This is a genomic window from Rhodococcus sp. MS16 (assembly GCF_013277795.1).
Classification (GTDB): Bacteria; Actinomycetota; Actinomycetes; order Mycobacteriales; family Mycobacteriaceae; genus Rhodococcus_F; species Rhodococcus_F globerula.
In genome coordinates this window covers 169,664-177,986 of sequence record NZ_VBTM01000008.1, presented here as the reverse complement: position 1 = coordinate 177,986, position 8,323 = coordinate 169,664, and the positions used below count along the sequence as shown (strand labels likewise).

Sequence of the window (8,323 nt, the reverse complement as noted above, 5' to 3'; positions counted from 1 at the left end):
TGAAACAACACACAGATACCTTTTGAGAGAACCTTGTTTTCTCCATCCCCCAACACCAGAAACATTGGTGTTGACGGGTGGTGAAACACATGGTGATCGAAAAAGTGAGGTTACTGTGACAGTTTCATAGAGTTACGGCGGTCATAGCGAAGGGGAAACGCCCGGTCCCATTCCGAACCCGGAAGCTAAGCCCTTCAGCGCCGATGGTACTGCACTCGACAGGGTGTGGGAGAGTAGGACACCGCCGAACACAACTTGAGAAAGCCCCCAACCTTCACCGGTTGGGGGCTTTTTCGTGTCCCCGAAACACCCCCGCGATCGAGCGAACGGTACACCCGTCGCCTCGGATCGACCGAACGTACCGTTCGCACCATCACTGGCGGGTTAAAACTCCGCAAACAGGGTACGTAGCGACGACAAAGCTCATGGGATGTCAGTAGTTCGTGGCATAGTGAACAGCTATGGTTGGCCTCCGCAACTCCAGTGGCTCGCACCTGCGACTTGTGCCGACAGGATTGGATCAGCAAGAACCCGCTGCTTCACAGCAGACTCCCGCTGTGCCCGAACATCCCTCGATGAACTCGCGTGCACAGCGCGGTTCATTGCCGGCAGGTCTACGAATCTCGATTCGGCTTGAAGAGGTGTCCACGCAGATATCGCGGCGGTTGATTGTCGATTCCGATTTCACGCTCGACGATTTCCATGCCGTAGTTCAACGGGCAATGGGTTGGCACGATATGCATGGACATTCGTGGCGGAAGATCGGCACACGGTTTCCTGGTGATTTTCTGGAATACGCTCCGCGTAATCGTGTGGCTGATCGTCGTAGCCGCGGCCAGAGCGCAGTCGCCGAGAACGAGGTCCACGTTCACGAAGTTCTGATATCTCCCGGTGACATGATCCAGTACCGGTACGGACGAGCCGGTGCGTGGCGGCATTCTGTGACTCTCGAATCGGTTGACGACGAGGCCGCGGACAAACCCGCGGTGTGCATCGAAGGCGTTGGTGCGTGCCCGCCCGAAGAATGTGCGGGACCTGAAGAATTCGAGCAACTATTGAGGGTGCTGCTTTCCGAGGAATTGCGCTCTCGGGAGTGGACTCTGGAGTGGGCACAAACCGATTTCGAGCCGAATAAGTTTGTGTTGGAGGAGGTCAACGAGCGATTGGCTCGTTGTGTCGGAACGGTGGCGCGCGAGTCCGCTATCGCGTCGTTCCCACGCACCTTCGATATCTGGAATCTTTTCGAATTGCTCGCGCCGGCTAGCGCACCTGAGTTGCATGACGTCTTTGCGATGGCGCGACTCGATGATCGGTCCGAGTCTTCGTTGCAGATACGTGTTGCTGTGGGCTCGCGGCTTCAGATGTTGTTGACGTTGATCGGTGACGATGGAATCGATGTCGAGTCATTTCTGTCGACGGTCGACGCGGCGCTGGACCAGCCGGAACTCGAGCCGGTTAATCTTCCCAAGGCTCAGCGTTTGTTTGTGCTGCTCCGAAGCTGGGGTTTGGCCAGGAAGCTGAAGGGCCGGATTGTCCTGACTCGCCGTGGGCGTTCAGCGAGTGCAGATGCAGACGTGTTGTGGAATTGCATTGTCCACGGGGTTCCCGTTGCGTCGGCGGGACCTGCGCGGGCGATTGAACTTCTTGTCCTGCTCGCTGTTGCCGCGGGGCTGGAGCCGTCGGATCGACATCACCTTGTTGCGGGAACTCTTGGCCAGATCCGATCGTCCCCGGCGTTGGTTGCAGAGCCCGCGATTCCGGGCAAGTCTGCCGGCACCACGATCGAGGTTCTCGATCTGGTCGGCGCGATTGGATACGACCTGGTAGGGATGATCTCGACGTCGGATATGCCCTGGGCGCAGTATCTTGCGCGGGCAGTCCTTCAGCGCTAAAAGTACCGCTGGAACGAACATGGGGTCCGAGCCTGATTCAGGCTCGGACCCCATGTTCGTGGCGCGATGTCAGATGTTGACGCCGTAGTCACGGGCGATGCCTGCTAGGCCTGACGCGTATCCCTGGCCGATTGCCCGGAACTTCCACTCGTTGTTGTGCCGGTACACCTCACCGAAGAGCATGGCTGTCTCTGTGGACGCATCTTCGGACAGGTCGTAGCGAGCAAGCTCTGATCCGGTGGAGAGGTCGACCACGCGAATGTAGGCATTGGTGACCTGGCCGAAGGATTGGAGGCGCGCGTCGGCGTCGTGGATCGATACCGGGAAGAAGATGTTGGTGACGTTGGGCGGTACCGCCGGGAGGTCGATGTTGATTACCTCGTCGTCTCCGTCGCCTTCGCCGGTGAGGTTGTCGCCGGTGTGCTCGATGGCACCGTCAGGGGACCGTAGGTTGTTGTAGAACACGAAGTGAAGATCGGAAAGTACCTTGCGTTCCGGGCCGGTGACCAACGCACTGGCATCAAGGTCGAAGTCAGCGCCACTGGTACTTCGTGCGTCCCATCCAAGTCCGACAGCGATTTTGGTCAGATTGGGTGCTGCTTTCGACAGAGATACGTTGCCGCCCTTGGCAAGTGTGACGCCCATTCAGGTTCCTCTCGTTCGAATGTGGTGATATCCGCATTCGTGAGTTCTGTGTTGTCCGTTCACAAATAACCATACCGTTCCCCGAGATTACGGGGTGGGACAAGCCTGGCGTTTACTCGAATAGCGAACGGATGTCTTCGGAGCCCAGAGTGGAACTGAGGAGCTCGTCGGAGTCCATCACGCTGGCGAACAGCGCGGATTTCTTGGCTTTGAGAGCCATCACCTTGTCTTCGATCGTGTCCTTTGCGATGAGGCGGTACACCATCACGTTCTTGGTTTGGCCGATGCGATGTGCTCGGTCCACGGCTTGAGCTTCGGTGGCGGGGTTCCACCACGGATCGAGAATGAAACAGTAGTCGGCCTCGGTGAGGTTGAGCCCGAAGCCACCTGCTTTGAGACTGATCAAAAACACTGGCGCAGCACCGGTTTTGAACTTTTCCAACACGTCGCCGCGGTCGCGCGTGCTGCCGTCGAGATAGCAGTGCTCGATGTTATCGGCGTCGAGGCGGCGGCGAACGGCGTTGAGGAAACCGGTGAACTGACTGAAGATCAAGGCGCGGTGTCCGCCGGCGATGACGTCGTCCAATTGCTCGAGAAGTGCGTCGACTTTGGCTGACGGGATCGTGGCGTGCTTGTCGTCGATCAGTGAGGCGTCGAGGCTGAGTTGGCGAAGTAGTGTCAGTGACGCGAGGATGGTGAAACGGTTCTTGTCGACGTCGGACAGCAAGCCGAGGATCTTCTGGCGTTCGTGTTGGAGATGCGTGTCGTAGAGCGCGCGATGCTTGGGGTAGAGGTCGATCTCGAGTACTTGTTCTTGCTTTGCCGGTAGGTCGCGAACCACCTGCTCCTTGGTGCGTCTGATCATCAACGGTTTGACACGTCGGCGCAGTTGTTCCAATCGCTCTGTGTCCCCGCCATTTTCGATCGGCCGACGGTACAGCTCGGTGAAGTGGGCGGAATTCGGAAAGAGTCCGGGAGCCGTGATCGCAAGCAGTGACCACAGTTCGGAAAGGTTGTTCTCCATAGGTGTGCCGGTGATGGCGAGTTTGAACGGCGTCTCGAGTTTTCGGGCGCACTGGTGGACTTTGGATTTGTGGTTCTTTGCGAACTGGGCTTCATCGAGGATGAGGCCGGACCAACTGTTGGCAGAATAGGCGTCGGAGTCGAGGCGGAGCAACGCGTACGACGTGATGACGATGTCGGCGCCGATAACGATGTCGGTGAGATCGAGGTTCTGTCGTTTGAGTGTCCCGGTGACGATGACCGTACTGAGTTCTGGTGTGAATCTGGCTATTTCGGATTTCCAGTTGGAGACAACGCTGGTCGGGGCAACGATCAGAAAAGGTGGTGCCACCGGATCGGATTGGCGTGCACGGGCAATCATCGCCAGTGTTTGAAGCGTCTTGCCGAGCCCCATGTCGTCGGCCAGTATTCCGCCGAGTCCGTGTTCCAGAAGGAAATTGAGCCACCGGAATCCGTCGACCTGATAGGGACGCAGTGTGGCCAGCAATGTCGACGGGACATCCACGTGGTCGATGGAGGCATGGGTGAGCAACCCGTCGACCTGCTTTTTCCACTGCGCTGCTTGATGTTCGACGATTCCGAGCGACGCGAGATCGTCCCAGAGGCCGGCTTGGAACTTGCTGATTCGCAGCGGTCCGTTGGGGCGGTCGAGGAGTGAGCGTGCTTCCGCGATGAGGCGTTGCAGTTCACGGAGTTCGGGTTTGTCGAGGCTGAAGTATGCGCCGTCGGGCAACAGCAGTTCGGTGGCGCCGATGCTGAGGGCGGCAAAGATGTCGGCAAAGGGTACTTCTTGGCCGTCGGCGTTGACGGTGACCCCGAGGTCGAACCAGTCCGATCCGGCGCTGTCCGGCGAAGCGCTGGTGGAGAGCCCGATGACAAGCGAATCATCGGTGGCGCGATAGTTGGCTGGTGTCCCGTCGATGGTGACGTCAGCGTCCGGATGGTCACGGAGCAACGGAAGGACATCGAGTGTGAATCGCATCGTGTCCAGGCCCGCCAATGAACCGTGGACCAGTTCTCGCGTGTGTGGCCGAGTGGTGTCGGAGGGGCCGAACAGGGGGCTCACGGTGTCGAGGATGGATTGTTCCTTGGCTGGAGAGCGGCCGTCGAGTGACCCGGGATGTTCACCCACGCCTACGGTCAATCGATCGTTCCCGATGGTGTAGTGCCACTCCCACGTCAGGTCGACACGATGATCATCGCCGTACTTCGCTCGCAGGTGAAGGACCGGACCGCTGATCTCGGGTGACGCGTACGAATTGTCGCTGGAGACGATGTCGGCAATTGAGCTGAGTCTGACCGCGAAGCGGGAGGTGAAGGTTTCGCGGTGTTCTGCCGGCACTTCGATGGCGTCGCCTGCGTTGATGAAGTCCTTGAGGGCGGGGGAGACGGAGGTGTTCAGCGGTGCCAACCGGATTCTGCCGTCGTGGTCGACTGCGTAGATGCCGTGGACAGTGCTACCGATTGTTCCCCAGATCGGTGGGGTTGGCTCTGATGTTCTCTCGCCGTCGTTCGTGAAAAATGGGCGCGGTGTGACTTGAAGTCCGTTGTCCGGACCATGCGTCACGTCGATGCACACGTCCACTCCGTCATCGATCAATACTGGTCCGAGGCTCGGCTTGGCATGGAGGAGTGGGATGCCGGCCTTGCGCGCCTCTGCGAGCAACGCCCACAGGCCGGGACTGGGGAAGTCCGACAGATCAAAATCGGTGGCGTTGTAGTGGCGGTACGCCGTCCTGGCACTGATCAGTAGGTGGATGTCATTGAGTATCCGGATGTGTTGCGCCGGGTGTTGGTGGAAGCTGCCCAGCTTGTTCCACGCGAGGCCCCCGGAAATCCATCCCCGCGCGCCTGGTTGCACGGGTTTGACCAGTAGTTGGTTTCGTGGGCCGTTGGTGCGCAGAGTGAATTGAATGCCAAGATCACTGGCGCCTCGTTCGACAGGATTCGGCCGAAGTAACGCCCGGATCGAGTCTTCCCAGTTCTTGGGCGCCGGTGGTTGTGAGGACCTCGCCGCGGCAGCTATGACCAGGGCAGCGACGTGCTTACAGTTCATGCGCACCGGGCACGTGCAAATGCCACGGAGGATCGTGGCGACGTTGGTGGTGTTGTTATGGGTGCGCCGGCTGAGGAAGACCGTAGATACGTACTCCTCGTTGCCGATTACCTCGCCTTCGAGAGTCTGGGTCGCCTCGTCCCACTCGAATTCGCGAACGGCTCCTTGGCGGAAATAGTCGAGTCCGCGTTGAAATGTGGTTGTGCCGACTACAGCGCGGATTTGGTCCAGGTCGAGGACTGATTCCGGCTGCATCTTTCCACCCTAATCCGCGAGTCCGACACCGCTGTGAAACAGCGGTAATGACCGCCGATTTTAAACTGGACGGTATGTTCACTTTGTCGGATTAGAAATTGGGAGTCTGGATGAATGTCCATGTGAACACGCGTGCGCGGATTGGGAAGCTCGGGGCCGCGCTGATCGCGGCGTGTGTCGCGACCGCGCCGCTGGTCGGTGCCGGTACGGCCAACGCGCAGCAGAGCACCGGCAGTATCGGAAGTTTCGATTTCGGATCGAGTGTTCCCGAGATATTTCGGGATGATCCCGGACCGCTTCCAGTTCTGCGCGACGACATAGTGGCACCGGCAATTGTGGGTGAAGTGCACACCGGAGCGCAGGCGTCGCGCCTGACTGTTGCGTCGCCGGCCTTGAAGCGCGAGGTGGGTGTCGAGGTGCTACTTCCGGCCGACAACTCGGTTCCGCGCCCGACGCTTTACATGCTGCAGGGCGTCGACGGTGGTGAGGGCTCGAACGGCTGGGTGACCATGGGCGGCGCCCCCGCGTTTTTTGCTGACAAGAATGCCCATGTCGTCATGATCAACGGGGGATCAGCGAGCTTGTTCTCGGATTGGGAGAACGAGGATCCGGCGCTCGGATTGCACAAGTGGGAAACCTTCATCGCGAAGGAGTTGCCACCGTTGATCGACGCTCACTTCGGGACCAACGGCGTCAATGCAATCGCCGGGACGTCGATGGGTTCGCAGGGCGCGATGATGCTCGCTCATCGGTATCCGGATCTGTATCGCGGCGTCGCGGTGTTCAGCGGTTGCTATTCGACGATGGATACCTGGGGCCGAACCAGCGTGCAGGCGACGATTACCTCGCGCGGCGGTGATCCGGCCAATATGTGGGGAGAGCTCGGTGGGCCCGAGTGGGAAGCACATGATTCCGTGTTGAACGCAGAAAGCCTGCGCGGCAAGGAGATCTACATCTCCACTGCCAACGGCGCCCCCGGGGCGGATGAAACGCTGCAGACGCCGGAACTGCTCGAGCGGCTGGTTGTCGGCGGCGGGATCGAGGCTGCCGCAAAGGTGTGCACCAAGTTGTTCGATCAGCGATTGCGTTCACTTGATATCGACGCCACCGTGGACTACGAGCCCAACGGCACCCATGCGTGGGCGTACTGGCGTGAGCGCTTGCCGAAGGCGTGGCCGACGCTGTCGAAGGCTCTGGGTGTTTGACGATACATGCGCAGCTGTCGTTTCGCCGCTGATCAGGCGTGGTGCGATGGGCCAGCGGGTGAGTGTGTCCGAATTACACGGTATCTTTCAAATGACTGTATTTAATTGTTTGGGAGCCTGATGTCGAAGTGCCTGACCCCGCTCACCCCCGTGAGGCGGGCGGGAATCGTTGTAACCACTGCGTGTGTGTTCGGACTGCAGGTGCTCGGTATCACTTCGGTAGGCGCGACGCCGATCTCCGACAGTCTCGAGACGTTGGAATACGGTTCGACTGTGCCCGGGTCCATGCAGGGCGACCCAGGGGCACCAGCACAACTGTTGGACGGCATTACGGCCCCCGCAATTGTCGGAGAGAACGTGACTGGACCGCAGTCCGTTCGGCTGACGGTGGCATCTCCCGCCTTGCGACGTGACGTCGGCGTCGAAGTTATCCTTCCCGCGGACAACTCTGCGCCGAGACCTACCCTTTATCTCCTGGATGGTGCCGACGCTCAGGAGAAGTCCAGTGGGTGGGTGCGGTACGGCGTCGCGCCGGATTTCTTTGCCGACAAGAACGTCAACGTCGTGATGATCAACGGCGGCAAGGCCGGCATGTACACGGATTGGGAGAACGAGGATCCGGCACTTGGACTGCACAAGTGGGAAACGTTCATTGCGAAAGAGTTGCCCTCGCTCCTGAACGCGAGATTGAACACCAACGGCGTCAATGCAATTGCGGGCATTTCGATGGGCGCGCAGGGTGCGATGATGCTCGCCCACCGAAATCCGGGCCTGTACAAAGGTGTGGCGGGTTTCAGTGGGTGCTACTCGACCACGGACACCTGGGGGCGCGCCAGCATCCAATCGACGGTCACGTCGCGCGGCGGAAACACCGACAACATGTGGGGGATTCCAGGCGGGCCGGAATGGGAAGCGCACGATTCGCTCCTCAATGCCGAGCAACTCCGCGGAACGGAAATCTACTTGTCCGTCGCGACGGGCGTGGCGGGCGAGAACGAAAATTTGCAGACGCCTGATTTGGCCGATCGTCTGGTCGTCGGTGGCAGTATCGAGGCGGTTGCACACATGTGTACCAAGGCTTTCGACCAGCGTCTCACCGCACTCGGTATCGATGCCACGATCGACTACGAACCGACCGGCACGCACTCGTGGCCGTACTGGCGTGAGCGTTTCCCCAAAGCGTGGCCAACTTTGGCCAAGGCGCTCGGTATCTGACCAGAAAAAATGTCCCCACACCGATCGCGGTG

General features: G+C 59.5%; 5 protein-coding genes and 1 rRNA gene. 4 read left to right on the top strand and 2 right to left on the bottom strand.

Annotated features, from left to right (window positions below; genetic code table 11):
• Positions 1-133 precede the first annotated feature (133 nt).
• A 5S ribosomal RNA gene (rrf, locus tag FEZ60_RS20165) occupies positions 134-250 on the top strand.
• Positions 251-575: 325 nt separating this feature from the next.
• Positions 576-1,892, top strand: a complete 1,317-nt coding sequence (locus FEZ60_RS20160; RefSeq protein ID WP_172936850.1) for a plasmid pRiA4b ORF-3 family protein — start codon at positions 576-578, stop codon at positions 1,890-1,892.
• A 69-nt stretch (positions 1,893-1,961) separates the two neighbouring features.
• Here the strand turns inward: FEZ60_RS20160 and FEZ60_RS20155 are convergent, their stop codons facing one another.
• Together FEZ60_RS20155 and FEZ60_RS20150 are read right to left on the bottom strand one after the other, a co-directional pair.
• A complete protein-coding gene (locus FEZ60_RS20155; RefSeq protein ID WP_033235982.1) occupies positions 1,962-2,537 on the bottom strand; it encodes a TerD family protein in 576 nt (191 codons plus the stop codon).
• Between the two features lie 112 nt (positions 2,538-2,649).
• Complete coding sequence (locus tag FEZ60_RS20150) at positions 2,650-5,871, bottom strand: DEAD/DEAH box helicase (protein ID WP_172936849.1); 3,222 nt, start codon at positions 5,869-5,871, stop codon at positions 2,650-2,652.
• Positions 5,872-5,981: 110 nt separating this feature from the next.
• Here FEZ60_RS20150 and FEZ60_RS20145 point away from each other — a divergent pair, with 110 nt between their 5' ends.
• On the top strand, positions 5,982-7,076 hold the full coding sequence (locus FEZ60_RS20145) for an alpha/beta hydrolase family protein (RefSeq protein WP_172936848.1): 1,095 nt from the start codon (positions 5,982-5,984) through the stop codon (positions 7,074-7,076).
• 120 nt (positions 7,077-7,196) lie between these two features.
• On the top strand, positions 7,197-8,291 hold the full coding sequence (locus FEZ60_RS20140; protein WP_052683660.1) for an alpha/beta hydrolase family protein: 1,095 nt from the start codon (positions 7,197-7,199) through the stop codon (positions 8,289-8,291).
• The last annotated feature ends 32 nt before the right edge of the window (positions 8,292-8,323 follow it).

Bases quoted from the DNA above. Each gene is read 5' to 3' on its own strand.
- FEZ60_RS20160 (WP_172936850.1), top strand. From the start codon at position 576: ATGAACTCGCGTGCACAGCGCGGTTCATTGCCGGCAGGTCTACGAATC.
- FEZ60_RS20155 (WP_033235982.1), bottom strand. From the start codon at position 2,537: ATGGGCGTCACACTTGCCAAGGGCGGCAACGTATCTCTGTCGAAAGCA.
- FEZ60_RS20150 (WP_172936849.1), bottom strand. From the start codon at position 5,871: ATGCAGCCGGAATCAGTCCTCGACCTGGACCAAATCCGCGCTGTAGTC.
- FEZ60_RS20145 (WP_172936848.1), top strand. From the start codon at position 5,982: ATGAATGTCCATGTGAACACGCGTGCGCGGATTGGGAAGCTCGGGGCC.
- FEZ60_RS20140 (WP_052683660.1), top strand. From the start codon at position 7,197: ATGTCGAAGTGCCTGACCCCGCTCACCCCCGTGAGGCGGGCGGGAATC.